Annotated in this window: 20 protein-coding genes; 8 read left to right on the top strand and 12 right to left on the bottom strand. The window is 69.3% G+C overall.

Going from position 1 to position 20,957, the window contains the following annotated elements; genetic code table 11:
• Positions 1–32: 32 nt before the first annotated feature.
• The 3 genes from CUR96_RS12655 to CUR96_RS12665 are packed head-to-tail and all read right to left on the bottom strand — an operon-like array spanning position 33 to position 4,003.
• A complete protein-coding gene (locus tag CUR96_RS12655) occupies positions 33–1,433 on the bottom strand; it encodes an MFS transporter (RefSeq protein ID WP_102193655.1) in 1,401 nt (466 codons plus the stop codon).
• A gap of 54 nt (positions 1,434–1,487) precedes the next feature.
• Complete coding sequence (locus tag CUR96_RS12660) at positions 1,488–2,492, bottom strand: L-idonate 5-dehydrogenase (RefSeq protein ID WP_102193656.1); 1,005 nt, start codon at positions 2,490–2,492, stop codon at positions 1,488–1,490.
• Positions 2,489–4,003, bottom strand: a complete 1,515-nt coding sequence (locus CUR96_RS12665; protein WP_102193657.1) for a mannitol dehydrogenase family protein — start codon at positions 4,001–4,003, stop codon at positions 2,489–2,491. Before CUR96_RS12665 ends, CUR96_RS12660 begins: the two co-directional genes overlap by 4 nt.
• A 150-nt stretch (positions 4,004–4,153) precedes the next feature.
• Here CUR96_RS12665 and CUR96_RS12670 point away from each other — a divergent pair, with 150 nt between their 5' ends.
• On the top strand, positions 4,154–5,116 hold the full coding sequence (locus CUR96_RS12670; RefSeq protein ID WP_102193658.1) for a LacI family DNA-binding transcriptional regulator: 963 nt from the start codon (positions 4,154–4,156) through the stop codon (positions 5,114–5,116).
• Positions 5,117–5,140: 24 nt separating this feature from the next.
• On the opposite strand, the gene CUR96_RS12675 is transcribed toward CUR96_RS12670, so the two are convergent.
• Positions 5,141–5,941, bottom strand: a complete 801-nt coding sequence (locus CUR96_RS12675) for an SDR family NAD(P)-dependent oxidoreductase (RefSeq protein ID WP_102193659.1) — start codon at positions 5,939–5,941, stop codon at positions 5,141–5,143.
• A 102-nt stretch (positions 5,942–6,043) separates the two neighbouring features.
• On the opposite strand from CUR96_RS12675, the gene CUR96_RS12680 reads away from it, so the two are divergent.
• Positions 6,044–6,655 carry a TetR/AcrR family transcriptional regulator gene (locus CUR96_RS12680; RefSeq protein ID WP_219721984.1) on the top strand — a complete coding sequence of 204 codons (612 nt, stop codon included), beginning with the start codon at positions 6,044–6,046 and terminating at the stop codon, positions 6,653–6,655.
• Between the two features lie 4 nt (positions 6,656–6,659).
• Here the strand turns inward: CUR96_RS12680 and CUR96_RS12685 are convergent, their stop codons facing one another.
• Genes CUR96_RS12685 through CUR96_RS12695 form a run of 3 tightly spaced genes read right to left on the bottom strand, consistent with a single transcriptional unit; the run spans position 6,660 to position 10,366 of the window.
• Positions 6,660–7,667 (bottom strand): hypothetical protein, encoded by a 1,008-nt coding sequence (locus CUR96_RS12685; protein ID WP_102193661.1) that lies wholly within the window; start codon positions 7,665–7,667, stop codon positions 6,660–6,662.
• Positions 7,668–7,674: 7 nt separating this feature from the next.
• On the bottom strand, positions 7,675–9,513 hold the full coding sequence (locus CUR96_RS12690; RefSeq protein ID WP_102193662.1) for a substrate-binding and vWA domain-containing protein: 1,839 nt from the start codon (positions 9,511–9,513) through the stop codon (positions 7,675–7,677).
• Between the two features lie 28 nt (positions 9,514–9,541).
• Positions 9,542–10,366 (bottom strand): shikimate 5-dehydrogenase, encoded by an 825-nt coding sequence (locus CUR96_RS12695; protein ID WP_102193663.1) that lies wholly within the window; start codon positions 10,364–10,366, stop codon positions 9,542–9,544.
• 75 nt (positions 10,367–10,441) lie between these two features.
• Here CUR96_RS12695 and CUR96_RS12700 point away from each other — a divergent pair, with 75 nt between their 5' ends.
• Positions 10,442–11,383, top strand: a complete 942-nt coding sequence (locus CUR96_RS12700) for an endonuclease/exonuclease/phosphatase family protein (RefSeq protein ID WP_102193664.1) — start codon at positions 10,442–10,444, stop codon at positions 11,381–11,383.
• Positions 11,384–12,002: 619 nt separating this feature from the next.
• Positions 12,003–12,209 (top strand): cold-shock protein, encoded by a 207-nt coding sequence (locus CUR96_RS12705; protein ID WP_046014597.1) that lies wholly within the window; start codon positions 12,003–12,005, stop codon positions 12,207–12,209.
• Positions 12,210–12,309: 100 nt separating this feature from the next.
• Here the strand turns inward: CUR96_RS12705 and CUR96_RS12710 are convergent, their stop codons facing one another.
• Positions 12,310–12,975 carry an HAD hydrolase-like protein gene (locus tag CUR96_RS12710; RefSeq protein ID WP_102193665.1) on the bottom strand — a complete coding sequence of 222 codons (666 nt, stop codon included), beginning with the start codon at positions 12,973–12,975 and terminating at the stop codon, positions 12,310–12,312.
• Positions 12,976–13,103: 128 nt separating this feature from the next.
• On the opposite strand from CUR96_RS12710, the gene CUR96_RS12715 reads away from it, so the two are divergent.
• Complete coding sequence (locus CUR96_RS12715; protein WP_102193666.1) at positions 13,104–13,373, top strand: response regulator; 270 nt, start codon at positions 13,104–13,106, stop codon at positions 13,371–13,373.
• 59 nt (positions 13,374–13,432) lie between these two features.
• Here CUR96_RS12715 and nucS read toward each other — a convergent pair whose 3' ends face one another.
• Both nucS and CUR96_RS12725 read right to left on the bottom strand, forming a co-directional pair.
• Positions 13,433–14,128, bottom strand: coding sequence for an endonuclease NucS (nucS, locus tag CUR96_RS12720; protein ID WP_102193667.1), 696 nt, complete (start codon positions 14,126–14,128; stop codon positions 13,433–13,435).
• A gap of 18 nt (positions 14,129–14,146) precedes the next feature.
• The gene (locus CUR96_RS12725; protein WP_102193668.1) at positions 14,147–14,986 is read right to left on the bottom strand and encodes a GAP family protein; all 840 of its coding nucleotides are present in this window, start codon (positions 14,984–14,986) and stop codon (positions 14,147–14,149) included.
• 109 nt (positions 14,987–15,095) lie between these two features.
• Between CUR96_RS12725 and CUR96_RS12730 the strand changes: the two genes are divergently transcribed.
• Positions 15,096–16,295 carry a sensor histidine kinase gene (locus CUR96_RS12730; protein ID WP_102193669.1) on the top strand — a complete coding sequence of 400 codons (1,200 nt, stop codon included), beginning with the start codon at positions 15,096–15,098 and terminating at the stop codon, positions 16,293–16,295.
• Positions 16,292–16,948, top strand: coding sequence for a response regulator transcription factor (locus tag CUR96_RS12735; protein ID WP_102193670.1), 657 nt, complete (start codon positions 16,292–16,294; stop codon positions 16,946–16,948). Before CUR96_RS12730 ends, CUR96_RS12735 begins: the two co-directional genes overlap by 4 nt.
• A 12-nt stretch (positions 16,949–16,960) precedes the next feature.
• Here the strand turns inward: CUR96_RS12735 and CUR96_RS12740 are convergent, their stop codons facing one another.
• The gene (locus CUR96_RS12740) at positions 16,961–18,193 is read right to left on the bottom strand and encodes an MFS transporter (protein WP_102193671.1); all 1,233 of its coding nucleotides are present in this window, start codon (positions 18,191–18,193) and stop codon (positions 16,961–16,963) included.
• A gap of 59 nt (positions 18,194–18,252) precedes the next feature.
• Here CUR96_RS12740 and CUR96_RS12745 point away from each other — a divergent pair, with 59 nt between their 5' ends.
• Complete coding sequence (locus CUR96_RS12745; protein ID WP_102193672.1) at positions 18,253–19,317, top strand: LacI family DNA-binding transcriptional regulator; 1,065 nt, start codon at positions 18,253–18,255, stop codon at positions 19,315–19,317.
• A gap of 8 nt (positions 19,318–19,325) precedes the next feature.
• Here the strand turns inward: CUR96_RS12745 and CUR96_RS12750 are convergent, their stop codons facing one another.
• Positions 19,326–20,846 carry a hypothetical protein gene (locus tag CUR96_RS12750; RefSeq protein WP_102193673.1) on the bottom strand — a complete coding sequence of 507 codons (1,521 nt, stop codon included), beginning with the start codon at positions 20,844–20,846 and terminating at the stop codon, positions 19,326–19,328.
• Positions 20,847–20,957: the final 111 nt, after the last annotated feature.

Consider the following 20,957-nt stretch of genomic DNA (forward strand, 5'->3'; position numbering starts at 1 on the left):
CCGCACCCCGGGTTCTCAGGTGGGGCGGCAGGTCACATGGCGGCGCGCGGATCGGTGAGATCGCGCCCCGTCCACTCCGGAGCCCAGATGGCGGCCGCAAGAGCGGATGCCGTGAAGATGCCCATCAGGACCATGACGGGGACGATGCTGCCCGTCGTCGCCGAGACCCAGGCCGCGACGACGATCGGGCCGACACCGGTGGCGATGATCGCCGCGATCTCGCGCACCATGGCGGTGAGCGTGTAGCGGTTGCGGGCGCCGAAGATCTCGGGGATCGAGATGTTCTCCATCGATGCGAGGCCGAGCACCGAGATGTTGTGGATCAGCGCGTAGCCCACGAAGACCCAGACGAGCTCTGCCGTGTTGATCATGAGCAGGGTCGGCACGATCAGCACGAGCGACAGCGACGTCATGATGATGTACATCCGGCGGCGACCGAACTTGTCGCCGAGGAAGCCCATGAGCGGGATCGTCAGGAAGCCGATCAGCGACGAGACGATGACGACCTCGGGGCCGACCTCCTTCGACATCGCGAGCGTGATCGTGATGAACGAGATGAGGTACGTCTGGACGAGGCCCGAGTTGCCGGCCTGACCGAAGCGCAGGAAGAACGAGACGATGACCGCCTTGATCGGCTTGCGCTCGAGCGACTGGAGCGTGCGGATGTCGTTGGTCTCCGTGGCGAGCTTGACGACCTCATCGCGGGAGAGCGCCCTGCCGTCGACGACGTCGGTGCGCTCCTCGAAGACGGGGCTCTCCTTGAGGTTGAACCGCACCCACAGGGCGAAGAGCATGATGACCGCGCTGCCGATGAACGGGATGCGCCATCCCCACTCGATCACGTCGGACTCGAGCATCACCGCGAGGAGGATCGCCCAGATCGCCGAGGCGAACAGCGTGCCGCAGTTCGTGCCGAGGGCGACCAGCGAGGCGATGACGCCGCGACGGTTGGCGGGTGCGTACTCCGACAGCATGACCCCGGCGCCGGAGATCTCGGCACCGGCGCCGAAGCCCTGCGCGAGTCGCAGGACGACGAGCAGGATGGGCGCGATGATGCCGACCTGCTGGTAGGTCGGCAGGAAGCCGATGAGCGTGGTCGCCGCTCCCATGAGCAGGATCGTATAGAAAAGCACCTTGCGGCGGCCGACGCGATCGCCGATGCGGGCGAACACGAACGCGCCGACGGGGCGTGCGACGTAACCGACGCCGTAGGTGGCCATGGCGAGCACGACGGCCATGCCCGGGTCTTCACCGGCGAAGAACAGCTGGCTGAAGACCAGGGCTGCCGCCAGCGAGTACAGCTGGAAGTCCATGAACTCCAGGGCTGTGCCGAGCCAGCCGGAGACGGCGGCTCGGACGAGATCGCCCATGGAGCGCTTGGCGACGGGCGGAGACGCGGGGGCGTCCACGCTGGGTACGGAGGAACTGCTCATCGGAATACTCCTTTGTAGTGATGTGCGCTGGCGCGCGGGGGCAGCGGTGTGTCGTCAGAGGGCCAGCAGGACCTTCGCCGAGGCGGACGAGTCGCGAGCGAGCTCGAACGCGCGGACGGCGTCGGATGCCGGGAGGACGTGGGAGATCACGGCGTCGAGAGTGTCGGACTCGGCCAGCTGGGCCACCGCGTCGTCGATCTCGGTGGAGAAGCGGAAGGCGCCGCGGATCGTCAGCTCCTTCGCGAGCAGCGGGGCGAGGTTCACACCGATGTCGGCGTTCGGGAGCATCCCGACCTGCACGATCGTGCCGGCGCGGCGGGCGGCCCGCACGGCCTGCGCCAGAGCGACTCCGACGCCGGAGCACTCGAAGACGACGTCGTACGACTCGTTCTCGATCGTGTCGCGGCCGACGAGGGAGACCTCGCCGGCGCCCAGCGCCGTCGCGCGCTCGAGCGGCTCGGGGCGCACGTCGCCGGCGCCGACGACGGCGGCGCCGGCGTTGACTGCGGATGCCACGACGAGCAGGCCGATCGGGCCGGCGCCGATCACGAGCACGCGCTTCCCCGTGATGTCACCGGCGAGATTCACGGCGTGGATCGCGACGGCCAGCGGCTCGGCCAGGGCTGCGCGCTCGAGGGGCAGTGACGCCGGGAGCACGCGGATCATGTGATCCTCGACGATCAGCAGTTCGGATGCTCCGCCCTGACGGTGCGGGTCCGCCGCGGCGCTGCCGAGGTAGTCGCCGCCCGGACGCAGGTGCGGCCGGTTCTCGAGACCGGGAACGACAGGGCCGTAGCGCGCGGGGTGCACGGTCACGGGCGTTCCTGCGGACAGGCGACCGGATGGGTCGAGGTCGACGACCCCGGAGAGCTCGTGACCGGGGGTCAGCGGCTCGCGGATCGTGTACTCCCCGTTCGCTCCGTGGAAGTAGTAGTGCAGGTCGGAACCGCAGATGCCGACGTAGTTCACCCGGACGCGCACTTCACCGTCGCCCGGCGTCGGGACCTCGCGGTCCTCCCAGCGGATGTCTTCCTTGCCGTGGATGGCGAGAGCCTTCATGGCTGCATCTCCCTCGTGATGGTCCGTGATGCCGAGACGGCATCGGTGATGGCGGCATCGACGCCCCGTCGCCGGATGGTGTCGACCAGTTCGCCGACGCGGGTGATGAACGCGTCCTGTGCACCGAGATGCTCTCCGAACATGTGCAGTTCGGCGATCGCGCGCTGTGCGAGCTCCCGGCCATCGCGGGCTGTCGCCGCGAGACCGGCGAGGCGCTCGCGGGCGCCGTCAGTCATCGCGGCGGCGTGCCGGCCGGGGTCGAAGCCGGGGAGCGGAGCGATGCACGACAGGTATCCGGCGACGGTGAGTGCGATGAGGTGCGGCATCTCGCCGCTGCGGAGACTGAGGAGTGCCGGCTCGGGGATGCGCTGCCGGAGCTTGACCGAGCCGTCGGTGCCGACCTGGCTGGTGCGGTGACCGAGTGCGCTGTTGGCCCAGCGCTCGAACAGTTCGCTCTCGTACGCACGGATGTCGACGCCTGACGGCACCTCGATGGAGGGCTCGTACTCGTCGCGCAACACGGTGCGGGCGGCACTCTCGATGCCGTCGAGGCCGATGGCCTCGGGAATGGTACCGACCCCGCTCAGGGCGCCGAGGTAGGCGATGAGGGAGTGGGTGCCGTTGAGAAGCCGCACCTTCATCTGCTCGTAGCGCCCGACCTCGCTCGTGAACACGGCCCCGCCGGCTTCCCACGCCGGACGGCCGCCGGCGAAGCGGTCTTCGATCGCCCACATCGTGAACGGCTCGGCGGGCACCGGGATGTCGTCGCGAGCTCCGAGCAGCGCGCTGACGCGGGTGCGAAGCTCTGCGGTCGTCGACGGGACGATGCGGTCGACCATGCTCGAGGGGAACGAGACGGCTCGGTCGAGGAAGACGAGGGCATCGGCGCCCTCGGATCCGGGGAGCTCGTGCAGGAACTCGCGGACGAGCTTCTCGGTGTGCGCCCCGTTGGATGAGAGATTGTCGCAGCTGAGGATCGAGATCGGTGCTCCTCCGGCATCGGCCCGTGCCTGCAGTCCGCGGGCGAGCTGGCCGATCGTCGAACGCGGAGCACCGCCGCGCAGATCCGCGCGCACCGTGTCGTCGTCGAGATCGAGGTGCTGCGTGGCCGGGGAGTAGCTGTAGCCGTTCTCGGTGACGGTGAGGGTCACGACGCGGATGCCGGGATCAGCGATCTGCGCGACCACCCGCTCCGGTTCCTCGGCACCGACGAAGGCGTCGGTGTGCACCCCGGGGATGGCGAGGGAGGTGCTCCCCGGGCTGATGGTCGCGACCGAGTAGAGGAAGTCCTGGGCGTGCAGGCCGTCGACGATCGAGCGTGAGCGCGATGCGACGCCGATGATTCCCCAGTCGCCGCCGGCGGACTGGAGCGCGGCCGCCGTGTAGACGGCCTGGTGCGCGCGGTGGAAGCTTCCGAGTCCGAGGTGCAGGATGCCGGCGCGGGCCGGGCTGACCAGAGGGGCGGCTGCCGCCGAGACGGTGCGACCCAGAACGGGTGCATCGGCGCTCATGCTGCCGCTCCGTCGTTGCAGGCGGAGAGCCGTTCGGGGTGATCGGCGATGATCGTCATGCAATCAGTGTGCATTAGTTGTACAAACTTGTCAACACGTTTTACATTCGGGTGGAGGATCGTAGGATTGCTGCGAGGGTGGGAGATGCACATGGCAGCGACGCTGACGGACGTGGCACGGCGCGCAGGTGTGTCGATCGCGACCGCCTCCCGGGCCTTCGGAGAGCCGGATCGTCTGGCGCCCGGCACGCTGGGCCGCGTGCTCGAAGCCGCGGGTGAGCTCGGCTATGCCACGCCCCAGTCGGCGACCACCACGCGCACGCTCGGCGTCGTCGTTCCCGACGTCGCGAACCCGGTCTACGCGACCCTGCTCAAGGCTATCCAGGGGCAGGCCTGGCACGGCCGTCATCGCATCGTGCTGTTCGACGCCGATGAGGACCTTCACCGGGAACGCGAGCAGATCGAGCAGGCGCGCAAGCTCGACGGGATGCTGCTGTGCTCGCCGCGCCTCCCCGATGAAGAGGTGCTCGAGCTCGTCGGCGACACTCCCTACGTCGTGATCAACCGCCTGATCGAAGGTGCGTCCTGCGTTCTGATGGACGCCGAGCACGGTCCGGGGCAGGCGATCGAGCACCTTGCCGCACTCGGGCACACGCACATCGCCTACGCCGCAGGGCCCCGCGGGTCATGGGCCGACGTCCGCCGAGCGGACGCGATCGCGCGGGCCTGCGAGCGTCATGGCATCCGCCTCACCAGGCTCAGCCACCACGCCGCGTCGATCCAGGGCGGGCGCGCCGCCTCTGCTCCGGCGGCGGCGAGCGGGGCCTCGGCCGTCGTCGCCTACAACGACCTCGTCGCGCTCGGACTCGAGGCGGGCTTGCTGGAACTGGGCCGACGGTGCCCGGCCGATGTCAGCATCGTGGGAATCGACGACATCGACCTCGCCGGAGCGGTGACTCCCGCTCTCACGACGGTCCGGATGCCCATCGAGCGCAGTGGCGCTCTGGCGGTCGACCTGCTCCTTCAGGCGATGGCGGGCGCCCCCGTCAGCGATGTCGCGACGCTCGGTTCGCAGCTGATCGTGCGCGCATCGACTGCGGCACCGGCGACCTGAGACCGGCCGCCGTTCGCCCGCCGATCAGGCCGACAGACGGATCTCACCCAGCACGCGGGCACTCGTCCGCGTCAATGCGCGGCGGGAGAGCAGCCGTGTGCTCAGCGCCGTGAGGTGATTGACCCGGCCTGAGATGACGCTCGGTCCGCCATTCGCGCGATCGAGCTGTCGGAACGCGGTGTCGATCACCTGACCCGCGGTCTGCTGCCGGCCGACCGAGGCGTCGTCGGTGCCGACGACGTCGAAGAACTCGGTCTTCGTCGACCCGGGGCTCACGGCGAGCACGCGCAATCCTGTTCCGCGCGCCTCCGCCCAGAGCGCCTCGGTGAAACTCAGGACGAACGCCTTGGTCGCGCCGTAGACCGCCATGCCCGGTGTCGGCTGGTACGCCGCTGTGCTCGCGACCGTGACGAGTGCGCCTCGTCCTTCGAGCAGCTGCGGCATGAACACCCGCGAGAGCTCGACGAGCGTCGCGACGTTCAGCTGGATCTCGCTCAGCATCCGATCGGGATCCGCCGCATCGAAGGCGCCGTGGGTTCCGAACCCGGCGTTGTTGACGAGTGAGGTGATGCGGATGCCGCGGCGCTCGAGTTCATCTCGCAGGGCTGTCGCGGCGCCGATGACGCCGAGATCGGCCGGAACGACCTCGATCCTGATCCGCGCGGAGGCTCTCAGCTCTGTCGCGAGTTCCTCGAGCCGGTCGCCGCGCCGGGCGACCAGCACCAGATCCGATCCGCGTGCCGCGAAGCGCCGGGCGAACTCGACGCCGAGACCGGAGCTCGCGCCGGTGATGAGTGCGGTTCCGCCGCGGAGGTCGATCGTCATGGTGCAGTCCTTCAGTCGATTCTGGCAATGTAGACAGTGACATCATTGTGCACCGATCCGCCGTTGTTGTCAATGTCTACATTGGAGCGGTAGACTCTGAGCGTGCCTTCGCAGCCCTACCATCACGGCGATCTGCGGCGGACCCTCCTCGAGGCCGCTGCGTCGAGCATCGAGCGCGACGGCGTCGACGCACTCTCGCTTCGGCAGCTCGCCAGAGAGGCCGGCGTCAGCCACGCCGCGCCCAGCCGGCATTTCCGCGACAAGCAGGCGCTGCTCGATGCGCTGGCAGAGGACGGCTTCCGCCGCCTGTCGGGCGTGCTCCAGGAGGCCACCGGGAGCGCTGCGGCGACAGCCGCCGCAGCGCGCAGCAGATTCGACGACCTCGCTCGCGCCTACGTCTCCTTCGCGCTGGCCCAGCCCACTCTTCTGTCGCTGATGTTCGGCATGAAGCACGCCCCCGACGCCCGCGCGGAGCTTCTCGCCGCGGGTCAGGAGTCGATGGAACTCACCGTCCGGATCGTCGTCGACGCCCAGGATGTCGGCGCGATCGCGCCCGCTGATCCGCACCGGATCGCGCTCGCCGCATTCGCCGCATTCCACGGCATCGCCTCGCTCGCCTCGGGAGGCCTGCTCGATGGAGTGCCGGTCGACGAACTCGTCACCGCTGCGGGCGACATCCTCTGGCGAGGTCTTCAGCCGGTTCCGCAGGCGTGACCGGCTACGGTGCCGGGTCCCCGGAGTTCCGCTTGAACTGACGCTCCCAGTCGCGCAGTTCCGAGCGGCCGATGAGCGAGTCGAGCGAGACCTGGAACAGCAGGCCCTTGCGGGCGTTCACCTGCTTGATGTTGTCGACGATCTGCGTCGTCACGGCGGTGAGGGCCTCGCGGACCTCGCCGATCCGCTCGTCCGGATCGTCCCACAGGTCGGGGCGCGTCAGCAGGTCGAGCAGGTAGTCGCGATCCAGAGCGGCGACGAGCCGGGCCAGCTTGTCGGAGTACTCCGCCTCGGCGATGGCGGTCTGATCCTCGCCGGCCTTCGCATCCAGGCGGGTGAAGAGCTGCTCGACGTGCGAGGCGAGTGCGTCGATGCCGGCGGCCGTCTCTGCGGCGACCGCGTTGCCGGGCAGGGTGGCATAGTCGGCGCGCAGCTCGCGCAGTCGATTCACCCGAAGACGGATGCCGGGCGGCACGGGATCGGTCGAGACGGCCGGCGTGCGACGGCGCCGGGCGATCAGCGCGATGGCGGCGCCCGCGGCCGCGACGAGCACGACACCGCCGATCACCACCGGCAGCAGCAGGTCGGTTCCGCCTGCTCCGCCGCCGGGTGAGGACGGCGTCGCGGATGAGATCTCCTGTACCGTCTCGACCAGCGCCGCCTGAGTGCTCTCGGCAGACCCCTGGTTCTCGTTGGCGATGCGCAGCGCGTCGCCGCCGTCGATCGCGACGGAGTCGGCCATGAGGTCGTCGCCGATCGCCAGGATCACCGTCTGCTGATCTGCGGACTTCGTGAGCTGATCGAGGATGTACATGTCGTACTGCTCGTTCTCGATGGCGGCATCCGCCGGCAGCACCACGACGGCGATCGACCCGTCGCCCGGGACCACGCTCGTCAGAGCGGCCTGCAGGTCCGACGCGCCCGGGACGTCGGGGTCGACGTACACGTCGCCGGCCTGGATCCCGGCGATGGCGTCATCGACCCAGCCCGACGAAGACGTGGCGGTGAACATTCGCACCTCAGAAGTTGTTGATGACGGAGGCGAAGACCAGGTCGATCCGCGTGGCATCCGAGGCGTCGAAGAGCTGCCCTCCCGTGGCATCCGCGATCCGCTGCAGCGCCGTGGGGTCGGCACCCTCGCCGTACACGATGGTGAAGATGCGCACCGGTGCGTCGTCGCCGCCCTCCTTCGTGCTCTTGCCGATCTTCGCGATGAGCGAATCGAGCGAGATGGAGGAGTCGGTGTCCTCGCCGTCCGAGAGCACGACGATCGCGTTGATGCGTCCCGGTTCGGCGCGCTCGCGCATGTCCTCGTACGCCAGCAGCACCGAGTCGTAGAGCGGCGTGCCGTTGCGCTGCGCGTAGCGCAGGTCATCCAGAGCCGAGTCGAGCTTCTCGCCGTCGGCGCCGAGTGCCGCGACCTCCCGCAGCACCTGGATGCCCTCTCCCTCATCGGACGAGATCCCGGTGGTGAACGCCCACACGCCGATCTCGTCGGTGGAGCGGAAGTGGTCGAGAGTCTTCTGCGCTCCCTGGATCGCGCCGTCCAGTCGCGAACGGCCGTCGCCGATCGGCTCGTCCATCGACCCCGAGATGTCGATCAGCTCGAGCACCGACGAGGGCTTGCGCACCTGCGTCCACTGGTCGATCGCCGTGGAGATCACGTCGACCTCCGGCTTCGGCAGGGTCACCGCGGGCTGAGCGGCGTCGATGCCGTACTTCGCCGTGAACAGGTCACCCAGAGGAACCGACTCGTCGAGCGGACGGAAGCCGTACTCCGGCAGGATCTTCTGCGCCGCTGTGGTCTGCACGAACTCCGCGAACGCCTCGCCTGCCGTGCGCTGCTCGGCAGTCACCCAGTCCGCCCCGAGCACGGTGATCGGGTTGTCCGACCACATGGAGCCGCCCGAGGGATACACCGCGACCAGCTTCGTCTTCGGCGGAGTGAGCGTCTCGCCGGGCTGCACGGTGTGCGAGTCGGGGTTCCCGGTGTTGTAGTTGATCAGCGAGGTCTCCTCCAGCGCGACCGCCGACACGTATGCGGATCCGTTGGCGCCGTTCTGCGTCTCGTCGTAGAGGGTCGTGAGCACGTTCCCCGTCGTGTCTCCGTAGTGGATCACGCACTCCTCGAACACGCGGGAGAAGTCGGCTGCGGCCTCGACATCTGCCGCGGCGAGTCCCTCCGACTTTCCGGACGCCTCGTAGGACTGCATCAGGATCGTCGAGAGACCCGTGGTGGAGGTGTTCGGGTTGGTCTTGGAGATCTTGAAAGCGCCCCAGATGTCCTTGCCCACGGCGCCCCAGCCGGCGGGATCCTGGCACAGGCGGGAGAGGTCGGTGATGCTGATCGGCTTGGCGGGCCAGCCGAGCGCTTCGGCCATCGGCTCCGGCATCCCGAAGACGATCGGGGTGCGGGTGAACGACGCGGGCTCCCCCACGAGGTTCTGGGATGCCGCAGCGGCGACGCGGTCGGTCCAGACGGTGGATGCCGGCGACCACAGGGTCGGCCAGAGCGAGCGGTCATCGCTCGGCCAGTCCTCGCCGGAGGTCAGGAAGCGGGTGGCGTTGCCGGATGACACGTTCGTCGGACGCACCGTCGCACAGGTGGCGAGCCCTTTGTGCTCCGGCGAGTCCTTGAAGGCGGTCGCCAGCTCGTCGAGCATGTTGACCTTCTCCGAAGATGTCGCGACGGTGATGTGCGTGCAGCCGTCGTCCGGGAACCCCTGGCCGCCCTCGCTGACCTCGGGTTCACCCCCGCCGGTGCAGGCGGCGAGCGTGAGCACGAGCACGGTCGCGAGGGCGATCATCCCGGGCATCCGCCGGGCGATGGACGGTCGTGCGGAGCGGGGCGCGGTCATGGGCCTAGGGTACCCAGGTCTGACGCTCTCACGCCCGCGATGAGCGCATGAACTCCTCGGCGGCTTCGACCTGCTCGGCGCTGGGGCGGATGCCGGTGTACAGCACGAACTGCTCGAGAGCCTGAAGCGTGGCGACCTCGGCGCCGCTGATCACGGTCTTCCCGGCCGCCCGGCCCGCCATAACGAGCGGAGTCTCGGCCGGAAGCGCGACGACGTCGAACACCACGGATGCCGCGGCGATCGCCTCTTCGGTGAACGACAGCGCGTGCTCGTCGGTGCCGCCGGCCATGCCGATCGGCGTGACGTTGACCAGGATGTCGGCGGTGGAGTCGCCCGCATCCGGCATCCATGCGAAGCCGTACAGGCCGGCCAGGCCGCGGCCGGCCTCCTCGTTGCGGGCGACGATCGTCACGTTCGCGAAGCCGGCGTCGCGGAATGCGGCAGCCGTCGCCTTGGCCATCCCGCCGGAGCCGCGCAGCATCACCGACGAGGCAGGGTCGAGAGCGTTCCGCTCGATCAGCTGGGCGATCGCGGAGTAGTCGGTGTTGTAGGCGGTGAGCACGCCGTCGTCGTTCACGATCGTGTTGACGGAGTCGATCGCGGTCGCCGACGGATCCATGCGGTCGACGAGGGCGATCACGTCTTCTTTGTAGGGCATCGAGATCGCGCACCCGCGGATGCCGAGACCGCGGACGCCGGCGATCGCCTGGCCGAGGTCGGTGGGTGCGAACGCCTTGTAGATCCAGTTGAGGTCGAGCGCCTCATAGAGGAAGTTGTGGAAGCGCGTTCCGTTGTTGCTCGGGCGAGCCGACAGCGAGATGCACAGCGTCATGTCCTTGTTCAGCATCGGCATTCCCTCAGAGTACCGACCGGAGGCTTCGCCGGCCCGCCCAGAGAGGTCACAGCGGAAGCGGACAGGATGGGGGCGATGCGAAACGACGGCCGGACGACGATGCGGCGAACAGGCCAGGCCGTTCGCCGCCGCACCGCGCGCCTGCTGGTCGCGGGCAACCTCATCGTCGCTGCCGTGATCGTCTGCGGGTGGATACCCGGACCGATCGGTGCGGCGGTGTCGGTCATCCTGCCGCTGCTCGGAGTCGTCTCCATCGTGTTCACGGTCGCCGTGTTCGCCCTCCTCCGCCGCGCGGCCATCCCCGCTTCCGCAACGGTGCTCATCTGGCTCCTCGCTGTCGCCCCGGCTCTCCCGGCACTGCCCGGCGCCTCCACGGCGACGGCGATCACGATCGCGAGCCAGAATGTGCGAGCGCAGTCCGGTGGTGGCGAAGGCTCGGCGACGGACCTCATGGCCAGCCATCCGGAGCTCATCACCCTCACCGAACTGGACGACTCCAGCCGAGAGGCCGCGAACCGCGTCCTCGCCGACGCCTATCCGTACTCCTACACGGTCGGCACCGTCGGCGTCTGGAGCATCCATCCCCTCGTCGCGGAGGAGCCGCTGGATCTCGGACTCGCGTGGAAGCGGGCGCTTCACGTCACGGTGCAGAGTCCGGGCGGAGACACGAGCGTGTACCTCATCCATGCCGCCTCGCTGAGGCCGGGCGCGCAGTCCGCTCGCGATGAGATGCTCGCCGCTCTGGCCGAGACGGTGCGCGCCGATCCCTCCCGGCACGTCATCGCGCTCGGAGACTTCAACGCCGCGACCACGGATCCCGCGCTCCGGTTCCTGAGCGCCGAACTGAACCTGGTGCGACCCACCACGGGGATCACCGGCTACACCTGGCCGGCGGCGTTCCCGCTCGTCAAGATCGACCACGTGTTCCAGCGCGGCTTCGACGTCGGCTCGGCCTCGACCGTACGCGCCGGTGCCAGCGACCATCTCGCCACGCTCACCACGCTTTCGAGTCGGTGAGTTCCGGTGAGAGCGCGGTTCCGGGGGCGGCCGGCGCCGGGCTCATCACCCGTGCTGTTCGCCTGCCACCGCCCGGAACCTGCGAGGATCAGGCCCACGAGGCCGACGATCGCTGCGCGCTGCCGGCCCGTGGACGAGATCGCCCTTCCCCTTACGGTGAAGGTGCATGCACGAGGGGATCCCGATCGTCTCCGTCACCCCAGATGGCGGGCGACCTCCCCCGAGGTCTGACGATCCGTGCATGTGATCTGGCCCTCTCGAGGAGTTCAATCCCCAATGGACTCATCGAGGGGGCCGTTCCCGTACATCCTCCCACGATTTTTCGATTTTGTCCCCCATATGGGGGACAAATCTCTTCTCGTTGATATATGCTGATTCTGACGCACCCTCCGGTCGTCTTCGGCCCCCATCGCTCCCCCCGCGGTGGGGGCCACACAATTTTCCGGGCGAGAACGTCCGATCCCCGAGCATCCGATGCCGTGCCGCATGGCGCATCCCGCTCATGCAACATTTGGGTTACCTTCTGGCGACCACTGTTGCCAGAAGCCCCCGCTCCACTAGCGTTAGCGATGTCGGGGCATACCTGCGTCGGCTTCTTCACCAGCAGAACAGGCAGTACATGAGCACCCAGGGCACGGTCAAGTGGTTCAACTCGGAGAAGGGCTTCGGCTTCATCTCCCCCGACGACGGCGGCGCTGACGTTTTCGCGCACTACTCCGCCATCGAATCATCCGGCTACCGGTCTCTCGATGAGAACCAGCGAGTCGAGTTCGATGTCGCGCAGGGCCCCAAGGGCCTGCAGGCAGAGAACATCCGCCCCCTCTAAGGGCGGGCAGTACAGAACTCCCTGACCGGAGGCGCTTCGCGTCTTCCGGCAGGGAGTTCTGTGCTTTTCAGGCTCGGCGTGCGCCGCCGCGGCGCGGAACTCAGGTCAGGAGCAGTGCGCGGAGTTCGTCGACAGATGTCACCCGGAACGCCGCGTCGTCGCCCTCGTGGGGCTCGCTGAAGCCCCAGTCGACGAAGATCACGGGCACGCCGTTCGCGTTCCCGCCCTCGACGTCGTGGTGCCGGTCGCCGATCAGTACGGGTCGCGAGGTGTCTGCTCCGCGCTCGCCGAGGCGTCGCAGCGCTTCGGCGACGATGTCGGTCTTCGATGCCAGCGTCGACTCATCGGGGGTCGAGCCCACCGTCGCCAGGAACGCCGAGCGCAACCCGAAGTGGTCGACCAGCGCGTCGACCTGCAGCTCGGGCTTCGAGCTCGCCGTCGCCTGCGGCACGCCCGCCGCAGACAGATCGTGGATCAGCTCGGTCACACCGGGGTAGGTGGCGACGTCGGTCGTGTAGCCGTCGGCCTTGCCGAGGGTGCGGTAGAAGGCGACGGCTTCGGCAGCCTGTGCCGGGGTCATCGCGACCTGATCCTGGAACGACTGGAACATCGGAGGACCGATCCAGTGCACGAGGTCTTCCCGCGTCGGCGCCGGGTGGCCGAAGTGGGTGAGGGCGACGTTCAGGCGTCGGAGGATCCCGACCGAGGCGTCGACGATGGTGCCGTCGACGTCCCACAGCACGCAGGAATAGGGGGAGTGAGGCATGGATCCAGCCTATGGGCGACTCTCCTGCACAGATGACCTGAGCGAACGGTTATCCACAATCCGCAGATGTCCTCGGCGGCGGTGGCCAGGTTCGTGACAAAGCCGGAATCTCCGGCGAGAATGGGGTAATGATCGTGCCGGTGGAGATCGTCACCACACTCGCGAGCGCCGCGACGATGCTCATCGCGCTTGCGGGCGGATTCGGCTGGCTGATCACCCGGATGGACGCCCGGTTCGCGGCGCAGGACGCGCGTCTCGATGCTCGGTTCGACAGGGTGGATGCTCGGATCGACAAGCTGGAGGCCAGAGCCGGCGAGGTCGAGCACCAGCTGACCGAGGTGAAGATCGCGGTTGCGAGACTCGAAGGACCGCAGAAGCGGCTGCTCAGCGCGCGCTGACTGCGATTGCCACGTCTTCCGATCTTTGCGCCGTTTGCCGGGGCCAGCTGAGCAGGGCTTCAGAACAGCCGGGGCACTCCGGACTCGATGCCTTTCATGTCGTCGTAGTCGAGGACGAGGCAGCGGATCCCGCGATCCTCGGCGAGCACGCGCGCCTGCGGCTTGATCTCCTGCGCGGCGAAGACGCCCTGCACCGGTGAGAGGTGCGGATCGCGCCCGAGGAGTTCGAGGTACCGGGTGAGCTGCTCGACGCCGTCGATGTCGCCGCGGCGCTTCACCTCGACCGCAATGGCTCCGCCCGCGGCATCTCGCACCATCAGGTCCACCGGACCGATCGCCGTCGGGAACTCGCGGCGCACCAGGGTCGCGCCTTCGCTGATGAGGTCGACCTGCTCGGCGAGCAGCCGCTGCAGGTCGGCTTCGACACCGTCCTTCTGGAGGCCAGGGTCGACGCCGAGTTCGTGCGAGGAGTCATGGATGACCTCGTAGATCTGCACGCGCAGCGCATCGCCGGTCTTCTTGTGGGTGACGCGCCACACCTCGGTCACCCCGGCGATGATCTCCTCCTCGCCGGGCTGCTCGGTCGCGAGGGAGCACGGCGGGCTCATCCAGTTCAGCGGCTTGTAGCTGCCGCCGTCGGAGTGCACGAGCAGACTCCCGTCGCCCTTGTGCACGAGCAGGCGCGTGGCGAGCGGCAGATGGGCGTTGAGTCGACCGGTGTAGTCGACGGAGCAGCGGGCGATGACAAGACGCACCCGTTGAGCCTAACGGCCTCAGCCGCCGACCTTCGCCAGTGCATCGAAGATGCCGAGCTCGCTCGCGGCCGTGCGGGCGACGAGGAAACCGATGATGCCGATGATCCAGGCGGTGTTCTCCGCCCCGGTCCGCTCCATCCAGGCGGCGAACCGCTGCAGTGGCCGGGCGACCAGCGGCGCGGCGACGATCCGCAGCGCCAGCAGTACGAGGGCGGGGAGGATCATCAGCAGGCAGTAACCGGCGAGGGCGAGCACTCGCAGGCTCACGTCGACGCCGGCGTCGGCGAGCATCGTCATCGCGACGATGTAGGGAAGCATCGTCGCGACCTCTACTGCTCCTGCGGCCAGGGCGACCCCCATCACCATTCCGCGTGACGTCTTCGGGTCGAGCATCCGCTCCCGCCAGCGCACGATCCGTCCGGGGCGAGGGGGTGCGCCGGAGTCCGTCGCAGGCGATCCGGATCGCGAGGCATCCGCAGACAGGGCGGAGGCCTCGACGAGCCCGTGCTGCGCCGCGGGCGCGGCATCCACCCGCTCCTTCGGCTTCGATGTGGGAACCGCGAACGCCGCGATGATCAGGCCGACGCCCACGACGAGCCGGCAGATCAGGCCGGCGGGGGAGCCGAGGAACTCGTTGGCGACATCGACCACGTTCACGAGGCCCCACAGGAACAGCAGCCCGATGACGAGATAGAACCCCGCGATCGTCGCCAGGTAGAGGATGATGCGTCCCCCGCGCACGCGCCCCGGACTCAGTAGCAGGAAGACGGGGATCAGCAGCGTGCCGACGCTCAGACCGTCGAGCAGGGCGAGCACGATGAGCGACAGGGCGAGCGGTGCTCCGGCGAAGAGTTCCATTCCTCCACTGTGTGCCGCACCCGAGAGGATCGGATCGGGCTAAGGTCGCGATCGGGCTCTCATCCCTTCGTCGGATGCAGCGGCGGCATCCGCGTGGTTGCATGAAGTCATGGATGACGACACCACCGTGCGCCTGCGGGCGTGGTGCCGCCGGCACGGTGACGGCCTCACCGCCGCGGGCATCGCGCTGTTCTGCGTGGTCGCGGCGGCGCTCGGGTTCGACGGCGTGTGGGACGTGTTCTCGGTGATGCCGGACGAGGTGTCATCGTGGTGGACGCTGGCGACGGCTCTCCCTGGCACTCTGCTGATCCTGGCGAAGCGGCGGGCGCCGATGCTCGCGCTGCTCGCGGCTTCGGCCCTGTTCCTCGTCGACGTGGTCACCGTGGGCGGGCTGGGTCCGCTGGTCGTTCTCCTGGATGTGCTCTGGACGGCCGTCTTCCTCGCGACTCGCCGGACGCGGAACAGGATGCTCGTGGTCCTCGCGATCGCCGTGGCGCTGACCTTCGCGGCGGCACTGCTCTTCACGGAAGCCACCCCGGCCATCGCCTTCCTCCTGGCCGTCCAGATGGGCGCGTTGCTCGGAACCGACTACTGGTGGGCGGTCGCGGTCTCGCAGGCGAACGAGCTGACCGAACTGCACCGGCAGCGAGCCGAGGATGCGGTGCTCGCGGCCGAGCGCGACCGCGCCGAAGCGGTGCGCCGCGAGAGGGAGCAGATGGCGCGCGAGCTTCACGACGCCGTCGCCGGACACGTCATGGCGATGGCCATCCGTTCGGAGGCGGCGCTCTCGACTCCGCCCGACGGAGCCGCCGATCGTTCGGCTCTGCGTGCGGTGCGCGACGCCGGGCTCGCGGCCCATGCCGAGCTCCGCTCGATGATCGCCGTGCTCCGGCAGGGCGGCGAAGAGCCGCGGCCCATGCTGCGGCTCGACGATCTCGAGGGGATCGTCGACACGTCTCGGCGCGCCGGCCTGAGCGTCCGCCTGGTCCGGGAGGGTGACGGCGCCGTCGGAGCCACGGCCGAACAGGCGATCGTCCGGGTCGTGCGCGAGGCTCTGGCGAACTGCGTGCGGCACGCCTCAGGCGCCGAAGTCGATGTGACGGTCGTCGCGAACATCGGGGAGGCCGTGCACGTGCAGGTGGCATCGCGCGGAGGATCGCCGGTCTCGCAGCGGGACTACTCCGGCAACGGGTGGGGGTTGAGCCTGCTCACCGAGCGGGTGCGTGCACTCGGCGGGACGTTCATCGCCGGGCCCACGGACGAGGGCTGGTCGGTGCGGGCCGAGCTGCCTGCGGCGGTGAGGGCATGACCTCCGCCGCCTCGCCGCGCGTGCTGCTCGCCGACGATCACGGCGCCATTCGAGAGGCGCTGCGCATCATGCTCGAATCCCACGGACTGACGGTGGTCGGCGAGGCGGCCGATGGTGACGTCGCCGTGCGCAACGCCGCGGCCCTGCTTCCGGACGTCGTGCTGATGGACCTGCGGATGCCGGGGCGCGACGGTGTCTCCGCGACGAGGGAGATCGTAGAGCGCGGCCTCGGAGAAGTGCTCGTGCTCACGAGCTTCGACGAGGACGAGCTGGTGTTCGGTGCGATCCGGGCAGGTGCTGCAGGATTCCTGCTCAAGACCGCCGATGCTCAGACGCTCGTTCAGGCGGTGCGCACCGTCGCCGCCGGCGATGGCGTGCTCGATGCCCGGGTGACCCGGCGTGCGCTCGCCGCCATCTCGAACGCAACGTCGCCGGATGAGCCGCGGGCGACGAGCGAGGAGGTGATGCGCGCCGACCTCACGGCCAGGGAGCGGGAGGTACTCGACGGCATCCTGCGCGGCTGGTCGAACGCCCAGCTCTCGCACCGCCTCGGCATCTCGGTGCCGACGGTCAAGACGCATGTCTCCAACGTGCTCGCCAAGCTCGGCGCGCGGAGCCGTTCGCACGCGGCAGCCCTGGCTCGCGATCGCTGACGAGGTCGCCGGTCACGCCGCGGGCGCGGTCTCTGTCTTCTCCTCCTCGCGGAGAGGGCGCGCCGCTCCGGAGAACAGGCCGGATGCCACGACAAGGGCCACCAGGATGAACAGCGTGTTCAGCAGGCCGATGTGCTCGCTGATCACGCCTAGCACCGGAGGGCCGCCGAGGAACGCGACGTAGCCGATGGTCGCCGCCGCGCTCACCCGCGCGGCCGCCTTCAGCGGATCATCCGCCGCCGCCGACATGCCCAGCGGGAACCCGAGCGAGGCGCCGACGCCCCAGAGCCCGGCGCCGATCAGGACGAGCGGCAGCGAGGTGCCGAGGATGAACAGCAGGATGCCGGCGGCCGCCGCGACGGCGAGCACGCGCAGCACGGCGACGCGGCCGAAGCGGTCGACGAGCGGCCCGCCGAACAGGCGGAGCACGGTCATGCCGACGGAGAACACGGCAAGCGCGACCGCGCCGGTGCCCTCATCGAAGCCGTGACCCTGCTCGGCGCCGAGGGCGATCCAGTCGTTGGCGCCGCCCTCGGCGAACGCCATGCCGAGCATGACCATGCCGAGCAGGTAGGTGCGCGGCTCGCGCCACGCCTCGAGGGCGATGTGCATCCGCTCGCTCCATGCCGGCTTCTCGTGGCCCTCGGGATCGAGTGCGGCTTCGCGCACCGGCACGTGGAAGAAGCAGACGACCGCGATGATCGCGATGACCGCTCCCATGATCGAGGAGTGCGTGGCGACGTCCATGCCCGACCCGGCCGCAAGAGCACCCGCCCCGGCTCCGAGCACCGTGCCGAAGCTGAAGAACGCGTGGAACACAGGCAGGATCGTCTTGCCCATCTGCTGCTCGATCGCGGTGGCCTCGACGTTCATCATCACGTCGACGCAGCCGTTGCCGAATCCGAACAGCGCCATGCCCAGGAGCACGACGGGGACCGAGGTGAAGACCGTCGCACCGAGGCCGACGAGGGCGATGCCGACTGCGAAGGCGAGCATCGCCATGAGCATTCCGCGCCGCGCGCCGGTGCGCGCCATCACGGCCGGGCTGGTCGAGATGCCGAGGATCGATGCGATCCCCATGCCGAGCAGGATCATGCCGACCTGGGCGTTGTCGAGGCCGAGATCGGCTTTGATGCTGGGCACGCGCGACGCCCAGGTCGCGATCGACAGGCCGCTGGCGAGGAAGATGACGAAGATGGCGGCGCGCCAGCGCACGAACTGCGAGCGAGTGAGAGCGGTGTCCATCCCGGAAGCCTATCGAATCGATTCGAGCCCAGGAAACCCCAGGGAGCTATCCTCGGAGTATGAGCAGCTCAGACGGCCCGCGCCGCGCGACGATCGCCGACGTCGCACGAACCGCCGGTGTGGCGACCTCGACGGCGTCGGTGGTGTTCAGCGGCAAGGCCAAGGTCGCCGCGTCCACGAAGGAGCGCGTGCTCGCAGCGGCCGCCGAACTCGGCTACGCCGGTCCCGATCCGCGTGCGGCCTCGTTGCGGCGCGGCCGCAGCGGCATCGTCGGCGTCGTCCTCGAGGGGCATCTGCGCACCGCCTTCCTCGATCCCGTCACCACCGCGATGATGGACGGCCTCACCGACGGCCTCGCCGAGCTGAGCGCCGGAATCCTGCTGATGCGCGACGAGCCGGGAGAGGGCGGCGGTCTGGCGCTTTCGAGCGCGCCGGTCGACGCCGTCGTGCTGATCGGATGCTCCGGCCGCACGCGCGACTCCCTGGAGGTCGTCCGGAGCCGCGGACTGCCGGTGGTCGTGATCGAGGGCGACGCCGGTGAGGGCATCCCGCGCATCATGCTGGACAACACCGCCGCCGCCGCCGATGTCGCCCGGCATGTGCGCGACCTCGGCCACGAGAACGTCGCTCTCGTCACCCTGCCGTTGGACAGCCATCGCCGGCGCGGACCGGTGACGGCCGACCAGCTCGCGACGGCGACGGTCGACGTGACGATCCATCGGCTCCTCGGCACGCGCGAGGTGTTCCCGGATGCGCCGGCCTATGCGGCGGCGGGGAGCTTCATCGACGAGGGTCTGCTGGTCGGCAGGACGCTGCTGGCCGACCCGACCAGACGCCCCACCGCGGTGATCGCGCAGAGCGATCTGCTCGCCGCCGGCGTCATCCGCGCCGCGGAGGAACTCGGACTGCGGGTGCCACAGGACGTCAGCGTGGCCGGCTTCGACGGCATCACCGTCGACGGACTCGGTGCGCACACCCTCACCACGAGCGTGCAGCCGGCTGTGGAGAAGGGCAGGGCGGCGGGGGAGCAGGTGGCACGGATGCTGCGCGGAGAGCCGGCCACCACGCAGCATCTCACCTGCCGCTTCCGCGCCGGAACCACCACGGCGCCGCCCTCGCGCTGACTGGGCGGTCAGGAGCGCTGCGGACCGAGCGGGAGCGGCGTCGTCGCGTAGTCGAAGATCGTGTACCTGCCGCAGCTGATCCGGTCGGTCGGTATGGCGGAGACCGGAAGCTGCCACGCCACGGTCGCGCTGTCCTCGATGAGGAACGTCACCTTCGACACGGCGAAGTCGCTGCGGTTGACCAGCCAGGCGTAGCCGTTCAGCCGATGATCGACCTGCACGAGCTGTGCCGTGTCGCGCAGGTGCAGCTTCGGCAGCCGCACCGTCCAGAACTGGCCGGCGCCGACGCGACCTGACGCATCCACCCAGTCGGTCACGCAGACGAGGTCGGCATCCGGCCGCTGCGTCGCCCCTGCGAGGCGCGGGATGCCGAGGAACCCGCCGAGCAGCAGGAACACCGCCGCCGTTGCGAGCAGCGCCCGGGGACCGAGCAGCGGCCGGGGGAGAGGCGGGCGAAGCGCGCGCGGTGCCGCGACCAGCGCGAGCAGCGGTGCGAACACCGCGGGCTGCAGGTACCGGGCGGCGTGCGTGCCGAGAGCGACGGCGCCGATGATCACCAGGAGCGGAGCCACCCAGGCCATGGCGGCCACGAGGAGCGCGCCGCGCTCGCCGGGTTCCCGCACGAGGTGCAATGTCTGCCGGACGGCCAGAGCGAGCAGCGTCAGGATGAGCAGAGCCGCGACCCACCCTCCCGGCGTCGCCAGCCGTTCGGTCAGGAGCCCGGAGTAGTACGTCAGGGACCGCATCCAGTCAGCGGGCTGCACGTACGCCGCTCCTGTGTTGGCGATCCATGCCGAGAGCGGAATACGCCCGAGTATGCCGACGGCGCTTCCCCCGAGCAGCACCGCACCCAGGGCCAGCGCGAGTCCGCGCCCTTGCCGGCGGAGCGCGGAGGCGACGAGCAGCGCAGTGAGCGGCACCGTCCCCCACACGGCGTACAGCGGGTTCGAGAGGGTCGAGATCGCCGCAGTGGCGAACAGCGCGATCAGCAGCAGCGGGCGGGGTCGCTCGCGGTCGAGCGCGCGGCGCAGCATCCCCACGGACGCCACCACCGCGACCACCGTCGCCGAATAGTAGGTCGTCGTGAGCTGCAGCGAGGCCAGCTGCATGGCATCGCGTGATGCGGATGTCTCGGTCATCGCGATGAGCCCGAACACGCCGAGCCCGAGCAGGGACCACGCCACCGGCGCCGCATCCGCTCTCCGACGCCCGGCTGCGAGCCGGAGTGCGCCGTAGAGGGCGACGACATTGACGACGGCGTTCGCCGCGAGGACGCCGTCCACCCCGAGCGGCAGCATCGAGAGCGCCGCGAACACAGCGGACTCGGGCAGGAAGAGCACGCTGGACATCGCCCAGTCGAGGACCTGTCCATCGAGCAGGGATCGCACGAACAGCGCAACCACGAGCGAGTCGCCGTCACGGAAGAGAACCTCGGAGCGAGGGGATGCAGCCATCTGCCCGGCCACCAGCACGCCGATCGCGACGGCACCGAGCCAGCCGGCCGCCTCCCGCATCCATCCCCCGTGCATGCGTCAACTCTCGCACGGGCCGGCCGCCGGTCCCGGCCCGTATCACGCGTCGCTGATCGCCGCGAAACCCGCCGGCAATGTGCGACCCGTAAACTGGAGTGAATCCGCCCG

It is taken from the genome of Microbacterium aurantiacum, from assembly GCF_002872075.1.
Classification (GTDB): Bacteria; Actinomycetota; Actinomycetes; order Actinomycetales; family Microbacteriaceae; genus Microbacterium; species Microbacterium aurantiacum_A.